The organism is Streptomyces sp. NPDC005791 (assembly GCF_042871485.1).
GTDB lineage: Bacteria > Actinomycetota > Actinomycetes > Streptomycetales > Streptomycetaceae > Streptomyces.
In genome coordinates this window covers 168,452-189,712 of sequence record NZ_JBIAIP010000005.1, presented here as the reverse complement: position 1 = coordinate 189,712, position 21,261 = coordinate 168,452, and the positions used below count along the sequence as shown (strand labels likewise).

The window sequence follows — 21,261 nt, the reverse complement described above, 5'->3', positions numbered from 1 at the left end:
GAGGGGCGTGACGTCAGCTGACGCCCAGCCGGCTCTCGATGGGATGGAGGGCGAAGTACACGAGGAAGACCAGCGTCAGGACCCACATGAAGACGCCGACCTCGCGTGCCCTGCCCTGGGCGAGCTTGATGGCCGCGTACGAGATGACACCCGCGGCGACACCGGTGGTGATGGTGTACGTGAACGGCATCAGGACCACGGTGAGGAAGACCGGTACGGCGACGGAACGGTCCGCCCAGTCCACGTGCCGGGCGTTCTGCATCATCATGGCGCCGATGACGACCAGGGCGGCGGAGGCCACCTCGGCGGGCACGATCGCCGTGAGCGGGGTGAGGAAGAGGCAGGCGGCGAAGAAGATCCCGGTGACGACGGAGGCGAGCCCTGTACGGGCGCCCTCGCCGACGCCGGTCGCCGACTCGACGAACACCGTCTGGCCGGAGCCCCCGGCCACGCCGCCGATCGCGCCGCCCGCGCCGTCGATGAACAGCGCCTTCGAAAGGCCTGGCATCCGGCCCTTGTCGTCGGCCAGCTCCGCCTCCGTGCCGACGCCGATGATGGTGGCCATCGCGTCGAAGAAGCCGGCCAGGACGAGCGTGAACACGATCATGCCGACCGTCATCACGCCGACATCTCCCCAGCCGCCGAACTCGACGTTCCCGAAGAGCGAGAAGTCCGGCGCGGAGACCGCGCTGCCGCTCAGCTCGGGCGGGCCGCTGCTCCACGCCTTGGGGTCGATGTCGGCGACGGCGTTGACGAGGACCGCGGCCAGGGTGCCGGCGACGATGCCGATCAGGATCGCACCGGGCACGTTGCGCGCCTGCAGCATGAAGATCAGCAACAGGGTCACCGCGAAGACCAGGACGGGCCATCCGGCGAGCTCACCGGCCGGGCCGAGGGAGAGCGGTGTCGCCTCCCCCTTGTGGACGAAACCCGCCTTGAAGAGGCCGATGAGAGCGATGAAGAGGCCGATGCCGATGGTGATGCCGTGCTTCAGCGCGAGCGGGATGGCGTTCATGATCATTTCGCGGAGTCCGGTGACGACCAGCAGGCAGATCACCAGCCCGTAGATCACGCACATCCCCATGGCCTGCGCCCAGGTCATGGCCGGCGCGACCTGCGAGGCGAGTACGCCGGAGACGCTCAGTCCCGCCGCGAGGGCGAGGGGCACCCTGCCGACGAAGCCCATCAGCAAGGTGGTGGCCGCCGCCGCCAGGGCGGTGGCGGTGATCAGCCCGGACTGGCCGAGCACCTGGCCGTCGACGTCCTTCCCACCGAGGATGAGCGGGTTGAGCAGGAGGATGTACGCCATGGCCATGAAGGTCGTGACACCGCCGCGCACTTCGCGTGCGACGGTCGAACCTCGTGCGGATATGTGGAAGTACCGGTCGAGCCAGGACCGTCCGGCGGGGACGCGCGAGCCGGAGCCCGCGTCCTGCGCGCCGGTCCTGGGGTCCACGGACTGCTGGGTCATGTTTGCCTGACTCCCAAGGTTCACAGGGACGCCCGCGTGAAGCTCTCGTGACTGCGGGATCTGGGATGAGTGCGAGGCGCACGACCCGGGGGACGGCCCGGGACGAACTCTTCGTACGGATGGTGTGGCCGGTCGGCCCCGAAGCGACGGACGGTGGACCCGCACCGCCTCGGAGCGTTCCGACGGCGCGTCAGGTACCGGTGATGTGCTCGGGGCGCACCGGCGTCCTGTTGAGCTCCAGACCCGTCGCGTCCCGGATCGCCGCGAGGACGGCCGGGGTGGACGACAGGGTCGGGGCCTCACCGATGCCGCGCAGCCCGTACGGGGCGTGGTCGTCGGCGAGTTCGAGCACATCGACCGGGATGGCTGGCGTGTCGAGGATCGTGGGGATCAGGTAGTCGGTGAAGGACGGGTTGCGCACCTTCGCCGTCTTCGGGTCGACGATGATCTCCTCCATGACGGCGACACCCAGCCCCTGGGTGGTCCCGCCCTGGATCTGGCCCTCGACCGACAGCGGATTGAGTGCCTTGCCGACGTCCTGGGCGCACGCCAGCTCGATGACCTTGACCAGGCCGAGTTCGGTGTCGACCTCCACGACCGCCCGGTGCGCGGCGAAGGAGTACTGGACATGGCCGTTGCCCTGTCCGGTACGCAGGTCGAAGGCCTCGGTGGGCCGGTGGCGCCACTCCAGCTCGACGTCGACGGCCTCGCCCTCCAGCACCTCGGCCAGCGGTGCGAGCACCTCGCCCGCGTCGGTGACGACCTTGCCGCCCTCCAGGAGAAGCTCGGCGGTGGCCCAGGCGGGGTGGTACGTGCCGAACTTGCGGCGGCCGATCTCCAGGACCTGTTCCCGGACGGCCTCGCAGGCGTTCTTCACGGCGCCGCCGGTGACGTACGTCTGGCGGGAGGCGGAGGTGGAGCCCGCGGAGCCGACCTGCGTGTCCGCGGGGTGGATGGTCACCTGGCTGACGCCGAGCTCGGTACGGGCGATCTGGGCGTGGACGGTGACACCCCCCTGCCCGACCTCGGCCATCGCGGTGTGCACGGTGACGACCGGTTCGCCGTTGATGGCCTCCATCCGCACCCGGGCGGTGGAGTAGTCGTCGAAGCCCTCGGAGAAGCCGACGTTCTTCAGCCCGACGGCGTAACCGACGCCGCGTACGACGCCTTCGCCGTGCGTGGTGTTGGACAGCCCGCCGGGCAGGGCCCGTACGTCGACGGAGCTGCCCTCCGCGTCGGCGGAGAGCCACTGCCGCTCGGGCGGCATGGGGCGGGCCTTGACGCGGCGCAGCAGTTCGGCGACGGGGGCCGGCGAGTCGACGGGCTGCCCGGTGGGGAGGAGGGTGCCCTGCTCCATGGCGTTCAGCTGCCGCAGCTCGACCGGGTCCATGTCCAGGGCGGCGGCGAGCTTGTCCATCTGCGCCTCGTAGGCGAAGCACGCCTGGACGGCGCCGAAGCCGCGCATGGCGCCACAGGGCGGGTTGTTGGAGTAGAGCGCGATCGCCTCGATGTCCACGTCCTCGACCACGTACGGTCCGACCGCGAGCGAGGAGGCGTTGCCGACGACGGCCGGCGAGGCGGAGGCGTAGGCGCCGCCGTCCAGCACGATCCGGCACTTCATGTGGGTGAGCTTGCCGTCCCTGGTGGCCCCGTGCTCGTAGTGCAGCTTCGCGGGGTGCCGGTGGACGTGTCCGAAGAAGGACTCGAAGCGGTTGTAGACCATCTTGACGGGCTTGCCGGTGCGCAGCGCGAGCAGGCAGGCGTGGATCTGCATCGACAGGTCCTCACGTCCGCCGAAGGCGCCGCCGACGCCGGAGAGCGTCATGCGGACCTTGTCCTCGGGGAGGCCCAGGACGGGCGCGATCTGGCGGAGGTCGGAGTGCAGCCACTGGGTGGCGACGTACAGCTCGACGCCGCCGTCCTCGGACGGTACGGCGAGGCCGGACTCGGGGCCGAGGAAGGCCTGGTCCTGCATCCCGAAGACGTATTCGCCGCTGACGATCACGTCGGCCCGCGCGGCGGCCGCGTCGGCGTCGCCTCGGACGATGGGCTGGCGGTGGACGATGTTGGGGTGCGGGACGTGTCCGACGTGGTGGTCCGTCCGGCCTTCGTGGACCAGAATCGCGCCGGGCGCGGTCGCGGACTCCTCGTCGGTGACGACCGGCAGCTCGGCGTAGTCGACGCGGATCCTGGCGGCGGCGCGGCGCGCGGTCTCGGGATGGTCGGCGGCGACGAGCGCCACGGGCTCGCCGTGGTGGCGCACCTTGCCGTGGGCGAGCACGGGGGTGTCCTGGATCTCCAGCCCGTAGTTCTTCATCGCCGCGGGCAGGTCGTCGTAGGTGAGGACGGCGTACACGCCGGGAGTGGCGACGGCCTCGCCGATGTCGATGGAGCGGATCTCGGCGTGGGCGACGGTGGAGCGGAGCGTGTGGCCCCACAGCATGTCCTCGTGCCACATGTCCGAGGAGTACGCGAACTCGCCGGTGACCTTGAGGGTGCCGTCGGGGCGCAGGGTGGACTCACCGATGCCGCCCCGGGTCTCGGAGCCCTGGGTGATCTTGGTGGGGGTGCCGGCCGGTACGGACGCGGCTCGTGGGTGCGGCGTCATGACTGTGGGACCGCCTCTTCCTGACGGGCGGCCGCGAGGCGGACCGCGTCGAGAATCTTCTCGTAACCGGTGCAGCGGCAGAGGTTGCCCGAGAGCGCCTCGCGGATGTCCTGGTCGGACGGGGAGGGCCGCGTCTCGAGGAGCTCGTCGGCGGCGACCAGCAGACCGGGGGTGCAGAAACCGCACTGCACGGCGCCCGCGTCGATGAACGCCTGCTGGATTGGGGAGAGTTCCGCCGCATCGGCGCTCTGTCCGTCGGTTGGCCTGGCCTGCCACCGCTGGGCGGCGTCGAGGGAGGTGCCGCAGGTGCCGGCGGCGCAGCCGGTGCCGGGGTGGGAGTCGTCGCGGTGCCTGGCGTAGTCCGCCAGTCCCTCGACGGTGACGATCTCGCGGCCCTCCGCCTGGCCTGCGGCGACGAGACAGGAACAGACGGGCACGCCGTCGAGGCGGACCGTGCAGGAGCCGCACTCGCCCTGTTCGCAGGCGTTCTTGGAGCCGGGGAGGCCCATGCGCTCGCGCAGGACGTACAGGAGGGACTCGCCCTCCCAGACGTCGTCGGCTTCCTGCTTCCGGCCGTTGACCGTGAAGTTCACTCGCATGGTCAGGCAGCTCCTTCGAGAGTGCGGTCCGCTCCGCGGTACTGCTCCCAGGTCCAGCCCAGCGTGCGGCGGGCCATGATGCCGACGGCGTGCCTGCGGTAGGCGGCGGTGCCCCGTACGTCGTCGATGGGATTGCAGGCCCCGGCGGCGAGCTGGGCGAACTGCTTGGCGACGGAAGGGGTGATGATCTTCCCGCTCTCCCAGAATCCGCCCTCCTCGAGCGCGGCTTCCAGGAAGTCCTCGGCCGCCTTCGCCCGCACCGGGGTCGGGGCCGCGGAGCCGATGCCGGTACGCACGGTCCGGGTCCCCGGGTGGAGCGCGATGCCGAACGCGCAGACGGCGATGACCATGGCGTTGCGGGTGCCGACCTTGGAGTACTGCTGCGGTCCGTCGGCCTTCTTGATGTGCACGGCCCGGATCAGTTCGTCCGGGGCGAGGGCGTTGCGCTTCACTCCGGTGTAGAAGTCGTCGATCGGGATCATCCGCGTCCCCCGCACCGACGCGGCCTCGACCTCGGCACCCGCGGCGAGCAGCGCCGGGTGGGCGTCCCCGGCGGGCGAGGCGGTGCCCAGGTTGCCGCCGACGCCGCCGCGGTTGCGGATCTGCGGCGAGGCGACGGTGTGCGAGGCGAGGGCGAGACCGGGCAGCTCGGTCCGGAGGTGCTCCATGACGGCGCTGTACGGCACGGAGGCGCCCAGGCGTACGGCGTCCGGGCCCACCTGCCACTCGGACAGCTCACCGATGCGGTTGAGGTCCATGAGGTACTCGGGCCGCCGGTGGTCGAAATTGATCTCGACCATCACGTCGGTGCCACCCGCGATGGGCACAGCCGTCGGGTGCTCGGCCTTCGCGGCGAGCGCCTCCTCCCAGCTGGCGGGGCGAAGGAAGTCCATGAGCGGCTCTCCTCTTCTCGATCGGGTCGTTCGGCTGGAGGGCTGGGGGACGGCCGGCCTGTCGGCCTTCGACGGGGGTGTTCCTGTGTTGTTGACGCGGTGTGTGACCCAGTACACAAGCCTTGCTCCAACCGGTGCAGTCACCGAAACCATCAAGGAATTGGCTGGTCCCCTCCTCCGTCTTGTAGATTCGAACGAATGGCGGGCAGCGGTGACCTCACCGCAATGCACAGGTGACCACCCTCCGCCGTCCCCCGCACCCACGAAGAGATCGGCGGCTATCGACGATGCGGCTGCGCGCACTGCTGGACACCGAGGCACTGGGCCTGCGGCTGCTCGGCGGCGAGGACGAGCTGGACCGTTCGGTCCGGGGCGTCATGACGACCGACCTGCGCGACCCCAGCCGTTACCTCGCCGGTGGAGAGCTGGTCCTCACGGGTCTGGCGTGGCGTCGGGACGCGTCGGACTCGGAGCCGTTCGTCCGGATCCTGGCGAACGCCGGGGTGGCAGGCCTGGCCGCGGGTGAGGCGGAGCTCGGGGCAGTCCCCGACGATCTGGTCGAGGCGTGCCTCAGGCACCGGCTCCCGCTCTTCGCGGTCGACGAGACCGTCGCGTTCGCGACGATCACCGAACACGTGGTCCGTCAGGTCTCCGGCGAACGGGCCGGCGACCTCGCCGCGGTCGTCGACCGTCACCGCAGGCTGATGACCTCGGGCCCGGCGGGCGGGGGTCCCGAGGTGGTCCTCGACCTGCTCACCTCCGACCTGGACCTGCGTGCCTGGGTTCTGTCCCCCACAGGCCGCCAGATCGCCGGAGCGGGCGAACCCCTGCCCCCTCGCACGGGCGCGGAGCTGGCGGGCCGGCACCTCGCGGCGACCCGCACCGGCCGCCCGGGGCCGCACCGGGCGGAGGTGGACGGCACGGCCTATTCGCTGTTCCCGATCCGTAACACCGGCCGGAACACCCTGCCCGCTCCCTCCCGTGATGTGCGTGAGTCCGTGCTCTCGGACTGGCTGCTGGCCGTGGCGGCCGACGCCGGCGACTGGCCGGCGGCCCGCCTGGACCTGCTCCAGGGCGTCACCCAGCTGATCGCCGTCGAGCGGGACCGCCGCGACGCCGCCCGCGCGGTACGCCGCAGGCTCGCCCAGGAGATCCTGGAGCTGGTCCAGACGGGCGCGGCCCCTGCCGAGATCGCGGCCAGGCTGAGGGTCGCCGCCCCCGTCCTGCTGCCGGGACTCGGCGCGGCGCCGCACTGGCAGGTGGTGGTCGCCCGGGTCGAGTGGGCCGCGGAGAGTACGGACCTGTCGGGCGGCCGGGCCGCGCAGGCTCTGCTGGAGGAGATCCTGGTCGATCCGGCGGTGACGGGCCCCGACTCGGCGGACCGGATCGCCGTGGCGCACACGGGGGAGGAGGCTGTCGCCCTCGTACCGTTGACCGCGCTCGCCGCTCCGGGCCCCGACGGGACCGAGGTGACGGAGACGACGGAGGGTTCTGCCACCGCGGAACGACAGGGCGCCGCACTGCTCGCCGATGCCCTGCTCGACACCGTCCGGGCGCCGCTCTCGGAAGGTCTCTCCGACGACGGCCGTCTGACACTGGGTGTCAGCGCCGCCGTGCATTCCGCCGAAGGGCTGCGTGGTGCGCTGGAGGAGGCCCGGCACGCTCGCCGGGTCGCCGCTGCCCGGCCCGGCCCTGTCTGCGCGGCGGGCCACCACGAGCTCGCCTCACACGTCCTGCTGCTTCCGTTCGTACCGGACGACGTCCGCCGCGCCTTCACCGCCCGGCTCCTGGACCCGTTGCGGGACTACGACCGGCGGCACCGCGCGGAGCTGATCGAGACGCTCGAGGCCTTCCTGGACAGTGACGGTTCCTGGACCCGCTGCGCGGCCCGGTTGCATCTGCACGTCAACACACTGCGCTATCGCGTCGGACGTATCGAGCAGTTGACGGGGCGTGACCTTTCGCGCCTCGAGGACAAGCTCGACTTCTTCCTCGCCCTGCGTATGAGCTGACTTCCCGGCGTATCACAGTCCGCTCACGCTCCAGATGATTGTGAAATCTTTCACCTGACATTGATCCCACCCCTTGGCCCGGCGTGCCATTCCGTGCTGAGATGCGCGCAGACCCTGGCCGACCGGCGATCGCCGGCCCGGCCTCCACAGCTCGATGGCGCGCTCGGGGAGGGCAATGTGGCGCATACCGCCATGTCTGGTTCCGGAACGACAGCAGATGACGATCCGCCGCTCCAGACCGCGGTATGGCGGCTGCGCTCACGAGCCTGCTGGACGGACGCGGCCGCGCTGCTCGAGCCCTGGGCGGCCACCGACCCCGCGGCCGCTCTCCAGCGGACCTCGCTGCTGACCGAACGATGCCTCTACACCGGCACCGGCTGGACGGACGCCGAGGACGCGCTGCGTACCGCCGAGGCGCTCGCCCAGGACGACTCCGAACGCGGGGCGGCCGCCTGCGAGCGCGGCTACCTCGCCTACGCCTCGACCCTGCTCGGGGCGCGCGACCGGGCCGACGAGGCCAGTGTGGCGCTCAGCAGGGCCGCGGCCCTGCTCTCCCCCGCGGCCCCCGGCCGGCCCCTGCTGGACTTCCGCCGTGGCCTGATCGCCCAGAACATCGCCGATGCGCCGCAGTCCGCCCGCGCCGCCTACCGCAGGGCGCATGCGGGTGCCACGGCCCGGGGTGACGAGCTGCTGCTCTCCTTCACCTGGCGGCACCTCGCCTCGCTGGCCCTGGGTGAGGGTGAGCTGGCGGAGGCGCGACACGGCTTCGCGGAGTCGCTGCGGATAAGGGAGGAGCTCGGCTACCTCGTGGGAACGGCTCCGGCGCTCATCTCGCTCGCGGACGCCGAGCCGGAACCCGAGGCGGCCGCCCGGCTGCGCGCCGAGGCGGGACGGCTGTTCCGGCTGCTGGGCGGCGTACCGACCTGGCTCGCGCCACGGCTGGAGCCGCCGGCCCCGGAGACGGCCGTGGCGAACTGACGGGCCGTTGCCCACCGGGCGACCACCGGCACGGCGGGGCCGGCCACCTCAGACGTCGGCCCCGTGGAAGTGTTCGCGGACGAGGGACTGCACGCCCGTCAGGTCCCGGGCGATGAGCGCGTCCAGCAGGGCGTTGTGCTCCGAGGCATCGGCGAGCAGTGCGGCCCGGCGGCCGGCGGGGTTGCTGACCAGAGGCCACTGGGACCGGCGGTGGAGGTCGTCGGCGACCGACACCAACTGCTGGTTGCCGGACAGCGCGAGCACCGCGCGGTGGAAGGCGCGGTCGCTCTCCGCGTACGCCGCCCGGTCACCGACGGCGGCCGCCGCGACCGTGGCCTCCGCCAGCGGGCGCAGGGCGCACCAGCCGCCCGCCGGGACGGTGCGGGCGAGCCGCAGCATGACCGGGACCTCGATCAGGGCCCGCACCTCGGCGAGCTCCGCCAGCTCGCGGGGGCCCCTCTCGCTGACCCGGAAGCCGCGGTTCGGCACGACCTCGACGGCGCCCTCGACCGCCAGCTGCTGCATCGCCTCGCGCACCGGCGTCGCGGACACACCGAAGCGGGCGCCGAGCGCCGGAGCGGAGTAGACCTCGCCGGGGGCCAGCTCGCCGGCGAGGAGCGCGGCGCGCAGGGCGTCCAGGATCTGGCCGCGTACGGAATGCCGCTGGACCGCCCGCAGTGCGGGCGGCTCGCTGTGGGTGTGCTCGCCGCGCGCCTGCTCGGGCACGCGGACGTCCGGCGGGGTGCCCGCGGACGCGTACGGCCACACGTCCTCGCGCGCTCTGCCCTGCTCCACCGGAACCTCCTCGGACTGGCGGGCCGGCTCGCGTGCGCCGGGCCCCCTGTGCACGATAGGCGGAGCGAGCCGCAGTTCAAACACCGATCACTTCGGGTAAGGTAAGGCTTACCTGTAAGGATCGTGATTCGGTGGTCCCTGAATGACCGTGCCCGCTCTGCTCGCCGCCCCCGCCCCGTCCCCGCTGACGGAGGCGTACACCCGCTTGGCCGAGGTCTTTCCCGGACTGCGTGCCGAGGTACTCACCGATGACGTCACGGCGCCCTCGGGCAGCGGATGGGTCGGCGCTGCCGAGCTCGCGGCGGGCGGTGCCGCACTGGACGACTTCCTCGCCTGGGACGGGGCACAGGTGCTGCGGGACTACGGCACCCAGGCCCGCCCCGACGTGGTGGCGAGCTTCGGACTGCACCGCTACGCCTGGCCGGCCTGCCTCCTGGTGACGCTGCCCTGGTTCACGCACCGCAGGGTCCCCCGGATCCCCGTGGCGGACGTCTCCTTCCACCGGGGTCTGGGACATCTGACCCTCCGGGTACGCGAGTTCGCCTGCCTGCCCGACGACCCGGCGGCCGGACTGCCCGGGGCCCGGGTCGTCTCCGACGAGTCGGCGTTGCGGGCCGAGGTCCTCGACTCCGTGGCGCAGCACATCGGCCCGGTACTGGACGGCTTCCGTCCGCGGATGCGGCGCGGGAAGCGCGCCCTGTGGGGGATGGCGACCGACGAGATCGTCGAAGGCCTCTGGTACGTCGCCCACCTGCTCGGCGAGGAGGGCCGCGCGATGCGGGAGCTGGAGCTGCTGCTGCCGGGCACCACCAAGCCGTACGTGGGCACCGCTGGCTTCCGTGAACTGACCGGGCCCGACGGCGAGTCGCTCCCGACCCGCGACCGGGCGAGCTGCTGCCTCTTCTACACCCTGCGGCCGGAGGACACGTGCGTCACCTGCCCGCGCACCTGCGACGCCGACCGTGTCCGGAAGCTGACGACGGCCGCCTGAACCCTGTGGCGGCTCACACCACCCGGACGGGCGACCAGAATTCGTACACAACCCGTCACGTACGCACGGTTGTTCGTGAAGATTCCGTCCAACGATGAGCTCGGCCACCCCAATCGCGTTCAGTTACTCTGAAACCCTCTGAGCGCAGCGGTATCTCCGTCACGATGGCGCCCGAAACGCCGTACGTGACGCAAGGGACCGTGCATGAGACTGACCGACATATCGCTTGACTGGCTGCTTCCGGGCGCCGTGCTGCTCGTGGGGGTCATGGCGGCGGTGACGGTGGTCGCGCGCGGCAAGCGCGCCGCTGGAAAGGCCGCGGCCGACGACAGCTGGGAGCGCAGCGAAGAGCGCCGCAGGCGCAAGGAGGCGCTCTACGCCACCGCCTCGTACGTCCTGCTGTTCTGCTGCGCCGCGGTCGCCGCCGCCCTCTCCTTCCACGGGCTCGTCGGCTTCGGCCGGCAAAACCTCAGCCTCTCCGGGGGCTGGGAGTACCTCGTGCCGTTCGGCCTCGACGGGGCCGCGATGTTCTGTTCGGTGCTCGCGGTGCGCGAGGCCAGCCACGGCGACGCCGCGCTGGGGTCCCGGCTGCTGGTGTGGACGTTCGCCGGGGCGGCCGCCTGGTTCAACTGGGTGCACGCACCGCGCGGGATGGACCACGCGGGCGCCCCGCACTTCTTCGCGGGGATGTCACTCTCGGCGGCCGTGCTGTTCGACCGCGCGCTGAAGCAGACCCGCCGTGCGGCACTGCGTGAGCAGGGCCTGGTGCCCCGCCCGTTGCCGCAGATCCGGATCGTACGGTGGCTGCGCGCACCCAGGGAGACCTTCGGCGCCTGGTCGCTGATGCTCCTCGAGGGGGTACGCACCCTGGACGAGGCGGTGGACGAGGTGCGCGAGGACCGTCGGGAGAAGGAGCAGGACCGGCACCGCAGAAGGGACCAGGCGAAGCTGGACAGGGCGCGCATCAAGGCACTGAACCGGCAGAACCGGGCCTGGGGGCGCGGTGGCCGGACCGGCCGCCAGGTGGACGTCCAGGCCATCGCCCCCGCACCGGGCGGCGGCCCACCGGCCGTCGCGGAGCCTGCCATAACAGAGCCGGGACAACTGCCCTTGCGCGCCCGGCCATCCCTGCAAGCCGTGAACGGCTCGAACTCCAGGAGTACTTCGGCCCAGACCACCAGCGGTGATCCCACGACCGTCGACCTCACCGCCGAGGACGACACCCAGGCCCTGCCCCGGCTCGATTCGCTGGAGCGGAAACTGAAAGACCTGGAGCAGCAGTTCGGCTGAGCGTCAGGCCACGCCGGCGTTCAGTTCGAACCAGACCACCTTGCCCAGCGCCTGCGTCGTGACTCCCCAGGAGTCCGCCAGGCTCTGGACGAGGAGCAGCCCCCTGCCGTGCGTACCGTCGTCGGCGTTCGGTACGTACGGCGCGGGCTCCTGCCCGCCCACGAAGTCACGCACCTCCACCCGGAGTCGCGCGGGCGCGGAGGTCACCGTGACCACGGCGCCGTTCCTCGTGTGGATGAGCGCGTTCGTCACCAGCTCGCTGAGCAGGAGCTCGGCCACCTCCGTCTCCTCCGGCCGCCTGCGATAGCGCAGGAACTCCCGCAGCGCGGCACGTATCTCCCCCACACCGGACAGATCGGTGTGCCCGAGTCTGCGGCGCAGCCGCATCGGCGGGCTCTCCTGCCGTTTGGTCATGTCCCCCGCACGCACGCTGAATCGGCCTCCCTGGATTCCGTTTCATGACGTCATGTCTCGAACACCTTCACGGGATGCATGCCCCACAGCGGAGCGGTCACGCGTCACCCAGCCATCAACCTATGAACAAGCCTCCTGCGATCCCAGGCGCACAACCGGCGCGTTACGTTTGTGCACCCGTCGTCAACTCCTCGAAAATTTACCCGTATCGGCGTTGACGAATGGGGATCTACGCGCGTCATCATGGTGGGCATGCGCATCCCCCCACGGATCACCATGCTCGGCGGCACCGCCGCCCTCCTGTCCGTCCTCTTCGTCGGCGGGCCGGTCACCGCATCGGCCGCGGCGCCTCCCACGGCCGCGGCGACGGCTCCCTCGGCGGCCGCGGTCGGCAGCGTCTGCTACTCCGCGCTACCGTCCCAGGCCCATGACACGCTCGACCTCATCGAGACGGGCGGCCCGTTCCCGTACGACCAGGACGGCACCGTCTTCCAGAACCGGGAAGCGCTGCTGCCCAGCCGGAGCACCGGCTACTACCACGAGTACACGGTCATCACGCCCGGCTCATCGGACCGCGGGGCCCGCCGGATCGTGACGGGTGAAGAGGTCGAGGAGGACTACTACACCGCGGACCACTACGCGTCCTTCGACCTGGTCGACCACGGCTGCTGATCGATCTTCTCCCCCGGTCCGGTCCGCGCCGTAGTCCCCCACCTGCGGCGCGGACCATCGGACCGGCAAGGGCAGCGCGACAGCACGACAGGGCCGTCGTCATCGAGTGGCCCGACCACGCCCACGTGGCCCGCGCGCTGGGCCACGAGGAGCCCGTCCGCAGGCTGGACCGGCTGCTCCCCGCCCGCACCACACGACCGCGCGCGCGTCGAGCGGGAACCGGCCGAGGCCCGGGGCGCTACGCCTGCTGGGAGCCCGCACCGGCCTCCGCCCGGACATGGTGCCGCCCGATGGGCAGCATCAGGGGCTTGCCGGACACGGGGTCCTCGATGATCCGGCTCTCGAGGCCGAACACCGTCCCGACCGTTTCCTCCGTCAGCACCTCGGCCGGGGAACCGGCGGCGTGGATCCGCCCCTCGGCGAGGGCGATGAGGTGATCGGCGTACCGGGCCGCCAGATTGAGGTCGTGCAGGACCATCACGACGGTCGTTCCCCGGGCCCTGTTGAGGTCGGTCAGCAGGTCCAGCACCTCGATCTGATGACTGGCGTCGAGGAACGTGGTGGGCTCGTCGAGCAGCAGCAGATCGGTCTGCTGGGCCAGCGCCATGGCGATCCAGACCCGTTGACGCTGGCCGCCGGACAGTTCGTCCACCGAGCGGTCGGCGAGTTCCGTGGTCTGCGTGGCCTCCAGCGCGGAGGCCACGGCGGCGTCGTCCTTCTCGCTCCAGCGGGTGAAGACACCCTGGTGAGGATGGCGCCCGCGGCCCACCAGGTCCAGCACCGTGATGCCCTCCGGAGCGATGGGCGACTGCGGCAACAAGCCCAGCGTGCGGGCGAGTTCCTTGGCCGGCATGCGGTGCACCTGCCTGCCGTCCAGGAGCACCTGTCCCCCGCGGGGCGCCAGCAGCCGGGACATCGAGCGCAGCAGCGTCGACTTCCCGCAGGCGTTGGCCCCGACGATCACGGTGACCTTGCCGGGTGGCACCGTGAGGTCGAGGGAGTCGACGACGACGCGGTCGCCGTAGCCGAGCGTCAAGCGCTCGGCGGTCAGGGAGTGGGACGTGGTCATATCGAGCCTCCAGCCCGATGGGTGCGGACAATCAGGTAGACGAGATACGGCGCGCCGAGCACCCCGGTGACGACGCCGACCGGGTAGCGGGTGTCGAAGGCGAACTGCCCCGCGAAGTCGGCGACGAGGACCAGGAGCGCGCCGACCAGCCCGGCGGGCACCAGGAGGGAACCTCCCGCGCCGACCAGCCGGGCCGCGATCGGACCGGACAGGAAGGCCACGAAGGCGATGGGGCCCGCGGCGGCCGTCGCGAAGGCGATCAGGCCCACGGCTGCGACGATGACGGTGATCCGGGTGCGTTCGACGCGTACCCCGAGGGCCGAGGCGGTGTCGTCACCGAGCTGCAGGGCGGACAGGCTGCGGCCCTGCGACAGCAGGACGGGAGCCAGCACGAGGAGCGCCACCAGGGCGGGCACCGTCTGGTCCCAGCTCACCCCGTTGAGGCTGCCGGTCAGCCAGCGTGTGGCCTCCTGGAGGTCCCACTCGGCGGCCCGCGACAGGACGTAGGAGGTGATGCTGTCGAGCATCGCGGAGATCCCGATGCCGATCAGGATGAGGCGCGTGCCGACGACGCCGTCGCGGAACGCCAGGGTGTACACCAACAGCGCGACGACGAGAGCGGCGACGATCGCGAGGGCCGACACCTGTGTCTCGTCGAGCGAGAGCGTCACGATCGCGACGGCGGCGGCCGCGCTCGCCCCCGCGCTGATGCCGATGACGTCCGGACTGGCGAGAGGGTTGCGCAGCATCGTCTGGAAGGTGACGCCGGCCATCCCGAAGCTGAATCCGGCGATCACGGCGAGCACCGCGCGCGGCAGCCGGAGCCGCCCCACGGTGAACGAAGCCCCGGGGACCTGCTCCCCGAGGACCACCCGGGCCACGTCACGCGGAGGATAGAAGGTCTGTCCCGCCATCAGCGTCACCGCGAACGCGGCGACGACGAGCAGAGCGAGGACCAGCGCGATCAGGCGCCGGCGGGAGGCGTTCCGGACCCGTCCGCGGGTGACCTCGCGAAGGACGGACGGCCGGGCGACGGCGGGGGCGCTCACAGGGCACGCACTTTCTGACGGCGGACGGTGTAGATGAAGAACGGGGCGCCGATCAGCGCCGTCACGATGCCCACGTCGACCTCCGAGGGCCGTGCCACGATCCGTCCGACGACGTCGGCGGCGGTCAGCAGCACGGCTCCGGTCACCGCGGAGAGCGGCAGCAGCCAGCGGTGGTCGACGCCGGCCATCATCCGGCACGCGTGCGGGACGACGAGTCCGACGAAGCCGATCGGTCCGGCGGCCGCGGTCGCGGCGCCGCACAGGACGACGGCGCCGACCGCCGCTGTGGCGCGGGCCACCCAGACCCGCTCACCGAGCCCGGCGGCGAGTTCGTCGCCCAGGGCCAGCGAGTTCAGCGCCCGCGCGGAGAGCAGGCAGATCAGGAAGCCGGCCCCCAGGAAGGGCAGTACATGGCCGATGCGCTCGTAGGACGCGCCGCCGACCCCGCCGATCTGCCAGAGCCGGAAGGCCCCGGAGATGTCGTTGCGGGGCAGGACGACAGCGGTCACCAGGGACGCGAAGGCGGCGGAGGTCGCGGCTCCCGCGAGGGCGAGCTTGAGCGGGGTGGCGCCGCCACGCCCCAGGGAGCCGACGGTGTAGACGAACACGGCCGAGAGTGCCGCTCCGACCATGGCGACCCACACGTACCCGGTCGGCGAGGTGAGCCCGAAGAACGCGACCCCCGTGACCACGGCCAGCGACGCTCCCATGTTGACGCCGAGGATGCCCGGGTCGGCCAGGGGGTTGCGGGTCACGCCCTGCATGACTCCGCCGGCCAGGCCGAGCGCCGCGCCGATCACCACGGCCAGCAGGGTGCGGGGGATCCGCTTGGTGACGGCGGCCTGTTCCAGCGTCCCGTCCGCTCCGCCGAGTGCGCTCCAGACGTCGGACCAGGCGACGGTGCGCGACCCGACGGCGACCGACAGCACCATCACCGCCGCCAGTACGAGCAGGGTGACCGCGAGCCACAGGAGCCGGACACGCGCCGGACGCCGCACCAGGGCGGCGTCCGGGGGCCGTCGGGTGTCGACCGTGGTCACTTGACCTTGTCCGCGGCCTTGGCGAGCTCGGCCACGTACTCCTCCAGCACCCAGGAGATCGACAGCGGCGTCGGGTTCGCGGCGGTCGCCAGCGGGGCGCTGCCCGGCAGGAGGTAGACCGAGCCGCGCTCGACGGCGGGGATCTTCGAGAGCAGCGGGTCCTTCTTCAGGGTCTGCAGCAGCTCACCCTTGTCGTCGCCGTATCCGGTGATGATGTCGACGTCGTCGAAGGCGTCGATCTGCTCCGCGCTCTTGGTGAGCGAGAACTTCTTGTTGCCCGCGGATGCCTCGGCGATGCTGCCCGGAGTCGTCAGACCGAGGTCCTCGAAGAACTGGGCGCGGGTGTCGTGAGCCGTGTAGAAGCCGACCTCGCTCACGTCGTTGGGGTCGATGTGCGTCATGAACATCGCCGACTTGCCCGTCAGCTGGGGGTACTTGGCGACGGTCTTCCTGATGTCGCCCTCGACCTCGTCGATCAGCTTCTCGCCCTCGTCGGCGAGGCCGATCGCCTTGCTGTTGAGCTGGATGATCTCACGCCACGGAGTGGCCCACGCCGCCTCCGGGTACGCCACCACGGGAGCGATGTCGCTCAGTGTGTCGTAGTCCTGCTGGGTCAGCCCGGAGTACGAGGCGAGGATGACGTCCGGCTTCGTGTCGGCCACGGCTTCGAAGTCGATGCCGTCGGTCTCGTCGAAGAGGACCGGGGTCTTGGCGTCCAGCTCCTTCAGCTTGTCCGCGACCCAGGGCAGGACGCCGTCGCCGTCGTCGTCACCGAAGTTCGCGGCGGCCATGCCGACGGGCACGACACCGAGAGCCAGCGGCACCTCGTGGTTGGCCCAGTTCACCGTGGCGACGCGCTCGGGCTCGGACGGGATCGTGGTCTTGCCCAGTGCGTGCTCGATCGTGACCGGGAACGCCTCCGAACCGGCCTTGCCGCTCTCGTCCTTCTCGGACCCTGACTCCCCGCCGCAGGCCGTGAGGCCCACCAGCAGGGCAGCCGCGACGGCGACTGTACGAAGGCGGTGTGGACGCATGGATCCGTACTCCAGTTCAGGGAGGGTGATTCCGGCTTGTTCGAATGCTTCGCCCGAAAATCGGGCAAGGAGCGACACCGGAGACACACAAGCAACTTAGGTAAGCCTTGGCTTGTATTTGACCTTATGAAAGTCGCAGGAATGTCGCAATCACCCATTGCAGACACCCGTTGTAGCGATCGGGACATCGAGGGAGCGCCATGACGGCTGGATCCAACGGTTGCCGAGTGGGGCTCAGCGGGCCCTGAACGCTCCGGGGGTCAGCCCCGTCGTACGCCGGAAGGCCGCGCCGAAGGCACTCACCGAGCGGTAGCCGACCTCCTCCGCTACGACCTCCACCTCCCAGCCCCGGGTGAGGAGTCCGACCGCGTGCTGCGCCCTGACCCCGGCGACCCAGCGCGCGAAGCTGGTGCCGGTCTCGGTGTTGAAGGCGCGGGTGACCGTCCGGGCACTCACGCCCAGCTCGGCGGCCCACTGGGACAACGTCCGCTGGTCGCCGGGGTTGTCGCGCACGGCGTCGGCGATCGGGCGCAACAGCGGGGATGTCGGAGCGTGGACCAGCAGTTCCCTGGAGGACGGAGTGAGCACGTCGAGCACCATCGCCTCGGTGGCCGCCTGGGAACCGGGCCCGAGGGTGGCATCGCCGAGCCGTTCCAGGAGCAGGCGGAGCAGCGGTGTGATCTCGACGGCCACGGGCACGTCGGAGAGTGAGGGCGTGGTGGCGCTGCCGAAGAAGGTCGCCCGGTACCACGTCCCGGCGACCGCCGAAGCGGAATGCATGGTGCCCGCGGGCATCCACAGACCCAGGGTCGGGGTGATCGTCCATGCCCGCGCACCGACCACGGCCATGGAGGCGCCCCGCTCGTTCCACAAGAGTTCGTCCCAGGGGTGGGCGTGGGCGTTCCAACTGGTGTCGTGCGCGACGGTCTCTTCGTAGCCGTGGATGACGAAAGAGGACCGCACCGCGCCCGCGTCCTGCTCCGGCACGGTGCGGGTCTCCCTGGTCATGGCCTCACATTATCGAGACCACCGAGCCGGGCCCTCCCGCCCCCCACCGCCCGGCGCCGGCCCGCTCGGCCCGCTCAGGGCCGCGGCACGTTACGGAGATTGGAGCGGGCCATCTGGAGCATCCGCCCGACCCCGCCGTCCAGGACGATCTTGCTGGCGGAGAGCGCGAAGCCGGTGACCATGTCTGCGCTGATCTTCGGCGGGATGGAGAGGGCGTTCGGGTCGGTGACCACGTCGACGAGCGCGGGCCCCTTGTGCTTGAAGGCGTCCTTGAGCGCACCCTCCAGCTGCTTGGGCTTCTCCACCCGCACCCCGTAGGCTCCCGCGGCACGCGCGATGGCCGCGAAGTCGGGATTCTTGTTGGTCGTACCGAACGAAGGCAGTCCCGCGACCAGCATCTCCAGCTCGACCATCCCGAGCGAGGAGTTGTTGAACAGGACGACCTTCACCGGCAGGTCGTACTGGACGAGCGTGAGGAAGTCACCCATCAGCATGGTGAAGCCGCCGTCGCCGGACATCGACACGACCTGCCGGCTGCGGTCGGTGAACTGCGCGCCGATCGCCTGCGGCAGCGCGTTCGCCATCGAGCCGTGACTGAACGAACCGATCACCCTGCGCCTGCCGTTGGGCGTGAGGTAGCGGGCCGCCCACACGTTGCACATGCCGGTGTCGACCGTGAACACGGCGTCGTCGTCGGCGAGTTCGTCGAGGACCGAGGCGACGTACTCGGGATGGATCGGGACGTGCTTGTCGACCTTGCGGGTGTACGCCTTGACCACGCCCTCGAGCGCGTCGGCGTGCTTCTTCAGCATCCGGTCGAGGAACTTCCGGTCGGTCTTGACCTTCACGCGCGGGGTCAGGGCCCGCAGGGTCTCCCGCACATCGCCCCAGACAGCCAGGTCGAGCTTGGACCGCCGGCCCAGGTGCTCGGGGCGCACATCGACCTGGACGATCTTCACGTCGGTCGGCAGGAACGCGTTGTAGGGGAAGTCGGTGCCCAGCAGGATCAGCAGGTCGCACTCGTTGGTGGCCTCGTAGGCGGCTCCGTAGCCGAGCAGTCCGCTCATGCCCACGTCGTACGGGTTGTCGTACTGGATCCATTCCTTGCCGCGCAGCGCGTGGCCGACCGGGGCCTTCACGCGCTCGGCGAACTCCATGACCTCGGCGTGCGCGCCCGCCGTCCCGCTTCCGCAGAACAGCGTCACGCGCTTGGCCTTGTCGATCATGCGGCAGAGTGTGTCGATCTCCGCGTCACCGGGCTTCACCGAGGGCCGCGAGGTGACCAGGGCGTGCTCGATCGACTTCTCGGGTGCCTGCTGGGAAGCGATGTCGCCGGGCATCGAGACGACGCTGACGCCACCGCGGCCGATCGCGTGCTGGATGGCCGTCTGGAGCAGCCGCGGCATCTGCTGCGGATTGGAGATCATCTCGTTGTAGTGGCTGCACTCCTGGAAGAGCAGCTCCGGATGGGTCTCCTGGAAGTAGCCGAGGCCGATCTCGCTCGACGGGATGTGGGAGGCGAGGGCGAGCACCGGCGCCATCGAGCGGTGGGCGTCGTAGAGGCCGTTGATGAGGTGGAGGTTACCCGGCCCGCACGACCCGGCGCAGGCGGCGAGGGTTCCGGTGATCTGCGCCTCGGCACCGGCCGCGAACGCGGCGCTCTCCTCGTGCCTGACCTGGACCCACTCGATGGCGGCGTTACGCCGGATGGCGTCCACCACGGGGTTGAGGCTGTCGCCGACGACGCCGTACAGCCGCTTGACCCCCGCCCGTACGAGGATGTCGACGAACTGTTCCGACACGTTCTGCTTGGCCATGGGTGTGCACCCTCTCCGCCTCCGGCTGTCCGTGTCTCCATCAACCCACGGCGTGCACGGTTACGCCTCCCAGACCGCCGCGCTCGTACGGTCGTCGGCGTACCCCGCGGTCCTGAGCAGGGTGTCGGCAAGATAGGCGGGCAGACCGGGTGGACCGTCCGCGGACCAGCGCCGCGCCAGCTCGTCGGCGAGCGCCGGCATTCCGCGCATCGGCTCGGCCAGGCCGTTGGCGCAGAGCAGCAGCGTGTCCCCGGGCCGGGCGACGGAGGCACGGAAGCGGAAGGGCTCCGCGGACGCCGGCGGCGGGCCCTCGGCGTAGGGGGACGGGCGCGTGGTGATCTGCAGGTCCATCGTCAGCCGGTCCCCGCCGGGCCCCTCCTCGCTCGCCGCCCCGCGGGAAACGGGGAGTACGGGGTCGAGGTCCTGCCACGCTCCGTCGCGGAGACGGAAGAGGCCGCCCGGTCCGATGCCGAAGAAGACCCGGGTACGGCATTCCGGGTCGGCGGACAGCAGCAGACAGCGCAGGTCGGCGGTGTACGCGGAGGGTTCGAGGCCGAGCTCGGCGGCGCGGGCGCGCAGCTTGCCGTAGGTGCGGTCGGTGAGGCGGTGCAGGCCTGATTTCAGGTCGTCCCTGCGCCCCGCCCTTATGTCGTCGGAGAGCCGGGCGTGGCTGCGGGCGACGGATCCGCCGATCCAGCGACAGGCGTCGGCGGCGGGGCGGGCGCGTCCCGCATCCCGGGCGCCGCCCGCCACCGCGACCAGGACGAGGGCGCCGTCCCCGGTACCGAAGCGCGCGGTGAGCAGGGCGTCGCGGCGGCGCTCACCCCGCGAGCGCGCCGAGTCCCCGCGCACGGACGCCGCCCGCAGGGTGAACGCCCCGTACCTCGCGCCGTCGAGGACCGTGTCGGGGACGAGGTCGTCGAGGTCGTCGAGGTCGGTCAGGGGCAGTGCGGCGGGCTCGGCGTCGTAGGCGGGGGGCCGGTCTCCGACGTGGCCCACGGCAAGGCGTGCCGACGGCTCGGGCACTGCCGGGGGTCGCGGTACGGCGGGTGGCTCGGGAGCCGGGGGCACGGCCGGCGGCCGCGCGGCGAAGGTGTGCGGCCGTGAGGGCCCGGCAGGGGCCTCCCAGGGTGCCCGCCCGGCCAGGGTGGTACGCGGATGGGCCTGCTCCGGCGCGGCGTGTGGTGGTTCTGGTGTGGGAGGATTCGGCGGCTCCGGCGCACGGTCCGTACCAGGCGAGCGCGGGTCGGGCAGCGGCACCACCGTGACCGCGTGGTCCTCGCGCCTCGTGTGGTCCGTGTCCGTGCCGCCCACGGCGTCCGACGCCGAGTCGAAGCGGTCGTCGAGACTGTCGGCCACACCGCTCGGCCCGGTGTCCGGCGCGGTCTCGTCGTACAGCCTGCGCCACCACTCGTCCTCGTGGGCGGCGGGCTTCTCCCCGTGCTGGCTCATGCCCATAGTGTCGACCGCTCAGAGCGCGCGAAACGGCTCATCCGCGAAAAGTGGCCCGGAAGTGGCACG

At 71.3% G+C, this 21,261-nt stretch carries 18 protein-coding genes; 5 read left to right on the top strand and 13 right to left on the bottom strand.

Annotated features, from left to right (window positions below; all coding sequences use genetic code 11):
- Positions 1-13: 13 nt before the first annotated feature.
- The 4 genes from ACFYSH_RS12430 to ACFYSH_RS12415 form a co-directional block, all read right to left on the bottom strand.
- A complete protein-coding gene (locus ACFYSH_RS12430; RefSeq protein WP_359468069.1) occupies positions 14-1,471 on the bottom strand; it encodes an NCS2 family permease in 1,458 nt (485 codons plus the stop codon).
- A gap of 190 nt (positions 1,472-1,661) precedes the next feature.
- Positions 1,662-4,079: a xanthine dehydrogenase subunit D gene (pucD, locus tag ACFYSH_RS12425; RefSeq protein WP_359468072.1), complete on the bottom strand. Its 2,418-nt coding sequence runs from the start codon at positions 4,077-4,079 to the stop codon at positions 1,662-1,664.
- Positions 4,076-4,678, bottom strand: a complete 603-nt coding sequence (locus tag ACFYSH_RS12420) for a (2Fe-2S)-binding protein (protein ID WP_359468074.1) — start codon at positions 4,676-4,678, stop codon at positions 4,076-4,078. Before ACFYSH_RS12420 ends, pucD begins: the two co-directional genes overlap by 4 nt.
- Positions 4,679-4,680: 2 nt before the next feature.
- Positions 4,681-5,571 (bottom strand): xanthine dehydrogenase family protein subunit M, encoded by an 891-nt coding sequence (locus ACFYSH_RS12415; protein ID WP_359468076.1) that lies wholly within the window; start codon positions 5,569-5,571, stop codon positions 4,681-4,683.
- Positions 5,572-5,858: 287 nt separating this feature from the next.
- Here ACFYSH_RS12415 and ACFYSH_RS12410 point away from each other — a divergent pair, with 287 nt between their 5' ends.
- Positions 5,859-7,583, top strand: coding sequence for a PucR family transcriptional regulator ligand-binding domain-containing protein (locus ACFYSH_RS12410; RefSeq protein ID WP_359468078.1), 1,725 nt, complete (start codon positions 5,859-5,861; stop codon positions 7,581-7,583).
- A gap of 192 nt (positions 7,584-7,775) precedes the next feature.
- Positions 7,776-8,561, top strand: coding sequence for a hypothetical protein (locus ACFYSH_RS12405; protein ID WP_388752160.1), 786 nt, complete (start codon positions 7,776-7,778; stop codon positions 8,559-8,561).
- A 48-nt stretch (positions 8,562-8,609) separates the two neighbouring features.
- Here the strand turns inward: ACFYSH_RS12405 and ACFYSH_RS12400 are convergent, their stop codons facing one another.
- Entirely contained in the window at positions 8,610-9,356 is a 747-nt protein-coding gene (locus ACFYSH_RS12400; RefSeq protein WP_359468082.1) for a GntR family transcriptional regulator, read from the bottom strand.
- Positions 9,357-9,498: 142 nt separating this feature from the next.
- On the opposite strand from ACFYSH_RS12400, the gene ACFYSH_RS12395 reads away from it, so the two are divergent.
- Together ACFYSH_RS12395 and ACFYSH_RS12390 are read left to right on the top strand one after the other, a co-directional pair.
- Positions 9,499-10,347 (top strand): (2Fe-2S)-binding protein, encoded by an 849-nt coding sequence (locus tag ACFYSH_RS12395; RefSeq protein WP_359468085.1) that lies wholly within the window; start codon positions 9,499-9,501, stop codon positions 10,345-10,347.
- 204 nt (positions 10,348-10,551) lie between these two features.
- Positions 10,552-11,637, top strand: a complete 1,086-nt coding sequence (locus ACFYSH_RS12390) for a DUF2637 domain-containing protein (protein WP_359468087.1) — start codon at positions 10,552-10,554, stop codon at positions 11,635-11,637.
- A gap of 3 nt (positions 11,638-11,640) precedes the next feature.
- On the opposite strand, the gene ACFYSH_RS12385 is transcribed toward ACFYSH_RS12390, so the two are convergent.
- Complete coding sequence (locus ACFYSH_RS12385; RefSeq protein WP_359468090.1) at positions 11,641-12,051, bottom strand: ATP-binding protein; 411 nt, start codon at positions 12,049-12,051, stop codon at positions 11,641-11,643.
- Positions 12,052-12,303: 252 nt separating this feature from the next.
- Here ACFYSH_RS12385 and ACFYSH_RS12380 point away from each other — a divergent pair, with 252 nt between their 5' ends.
- Positions 12,304-12,723: a ribonuclease gene (locus ACFYSH_RS12380; protein WP_359468092.1), complete on the top strand. Its 420-nt coding sequence runs from the start codon at positions 12,304-12,306 to the stop codon at positions 12,721-12,723.
- A 238-nt stretch (positions 12,724-12,961) separates the two neighbouring features.
- Here ACFYSH_RS12380 and ACFYSH_RS12375 read toward each other — a convergent pair whose 3' ends face one another.
- The 7 genes from ACFYSH_RS12375 to ACFYSH_RS12345 all read right to left on the bottom strand — a co-directional run bounded on the left by ACFYSH_RS12375 (position 12,962) and on the right by ACFYSH_RS12345 (position 21,192).
- On the bottom strand, positions 12,962-13,792 hold the full coding sequence (locus ACFYSH_RS12375) for an ABC transporter ATP-binding protein (protein WP_359468094.1): 831 nt from the start codon (positions 13,790-13,792) through the stop codon (positions 12,962-12,964).
- Positions 13,789-14,841, bottom strand: a complete 1,053-nt coding sequence (locus ACFYSH_RS12370; protein WP_359468097.1) for an iron ABC transporter permease — start codon at positions 14,839-14,841, stop codon at positions 13,789-13,791. Before ACFYSH_RS12370 ends, ACFYSH_RS12375 begins: the two co-directional genes overlap by 4 nt.
- A complete protein-coding gene (locus ACFYSH_RS12365; protein WP_359468100.1) occupies positions 14,838-15,881 on the bottom strand; it encodes an iron ABC transporter permease in 1,044 nt (347 codons plus the stop codon). Before ACFYSH_RS12365 ends, ACFYSH_RS12370 begins: the two co-directional genes overlap by 4 nt.
- Positions 15,878-16,915 carry an iron-siderophore ABC transporter substrate-binding protein gene (locus tag ACFYSH_RS12360; RefSeq protein WP_359468102.1) on the bottom strand — a complete coding sequence of 346 codons (1,038 nt, stop codon included), beginning with the start codon at positions 16,913-16,915 and terminating at the stop codon, positions 15,878-15,880. The genes ACFYSH_RS12365 and ACFYSH_RS12360 overlap by 4 nt, the downstream gene beginning before the upstream one ends.
- Before the next feature lie 234 nt (positions 16,916-17,149).
- Positions 17,150-17,923, bottom strand: coding sequence for an AraC family transcriptional regulator (locus ACFYSH_RS12355; protein WP_359468104.1), 774 nt, complete (start codon positions 17,921-17,923; stop codon positions 17,150-17,152).
- A 74-nt stretch (positions 17,924-17,997) separates the two neighbouring features.
- Positions 17,998-19,740 (bottom strand): pyruvate dehydrogenase, encoded by a 1,743-nt coding sequence (locus ACFYSH_RS12350; RefSeq protein WP_388752156.1) that lies wholly within the window; start codon positions 19,738-19,740, stop codon positions 17,998-18,000.
- A gap of 60 nt (positions 19,741-19,800) precedes the next feature.
- On the bottom strand, positions 19,801-21,192 hold the full coding sequence (locus ACFYSH_RS12345; protein ID WP_388752154.1) for a protein phosphatase 2C domain-containing protein: 1,392 nt from the start codon (positions 21,190-21,192) through the stop codon (positions 19,801-19,803).
- Between the last annotated feature and the right edge of the window lie 69 nt (positions 21,193-21,261).

Coding starts and splice junctions, on each gene's coding strand:
- ACFYSH_RS12430 (WP_359468069.1), bottom strand. CDS start 1,471: ATGACCCAGCAGTCCGTGGACCCCAGGACCGGCGCGCAGGACGCGGGC.
- pucD (WP_359468072.1), bottom strand. CDS start 4,079: ATGACGCCGCACCCACGAGCCGCGTCCGTACCGGCCGGCACCCCCACC.
- ACFYSH_RS12420 (WP_359468074.1), bottom strand. CDS start 4,678: ATGCGAGTGAACTTCACGGTCAACGGCCGGAAGCAGGAAGCCGACGAC.
- ACFYSH_RS12415 (WP_359468076.1), bottom strand. CDS start 5,571: ATGGACTTCCTTCGCCCCGCCAGCTGGGAGGAGGCGCTCGCCGCGAAG.
- ACFYSH_RS12410 (WP_359468078.1), top strand. CDS start 5,859: ATGCGGCTGCGCGCACTGCTGGACACCGAGGCACTGGGCCTGCGGCTG.
- ACFYSH_RS12405 (WP_388752160.1), top strand. CDS start 7,776: ATGTCTGGTTCCGGAACGACAGCAGATGACGATCCGCCGCTCCAGACC.
- ACFYSH_RS12395 (WP_359468085.1), top strand. CDS start 9,499: ATGACCGTGCCCGCTCTGCTCGCCGCCCCCGCCCCGTCCCCGCTGACG.
- ACFYSH_RS12390 (WP_359468087.1), top strand. CDS start 10,552: ATGAGACTGACCGACATATCGCTTGACTGGCTGCTTCCGGGCGCCGTG.
- ACFYSH_RS12385 (WP_359468090.1), bottom strand. CDS start 12,051: ATGACCAAACGGCAGGAGAGCCCGCCGATGCGGCTGCGCCGCAGACTC.
- ACFYSH_RS12380 (WP_359468092.1), top strand. CDS start 12,304: ATGCGCATCCCCCCACGGATCACCATGCTCGGCGGCACCGCCGCCCTC.
- ACFYSH_RS12375 (WP_359468094.1), bottom strand. CDS start 13,792: ATGACCACGTCCCACTCCCTGACCGCCGAGCGCTTGACGCTCGGCTAC.
- ACFYSH_RS12360 (WP_359468102.1), bottom strand. CDS start 16,915: ATGCGTCCACACCGCCTTCGTACAGTCGCCGTCGCGGCTGCCCTGCTG.
- ACFYSH_RS12355 (WP_359468104.1), bottom strand. CDS start 17,923: ATGACCAGGGAGACCCGCACCGTGCCGGAGCAGGACGCGGGCGCGGTG.
- ACFYSH_RS12350 (WP_388752156.1), bottom strand. CDS start 19,740: ATGGCCAAGCAGAACGTGTCGGAACAGTTCGTCGACATCCTCGTACGG.
- ACFYSH_RS12345 (WP_388752154.1), bottom strand. CDS start 21,192: ATGAGCCAGCACGGGGAGAAGCCCGCCGCCCACGAGGACGAGTGGTGG.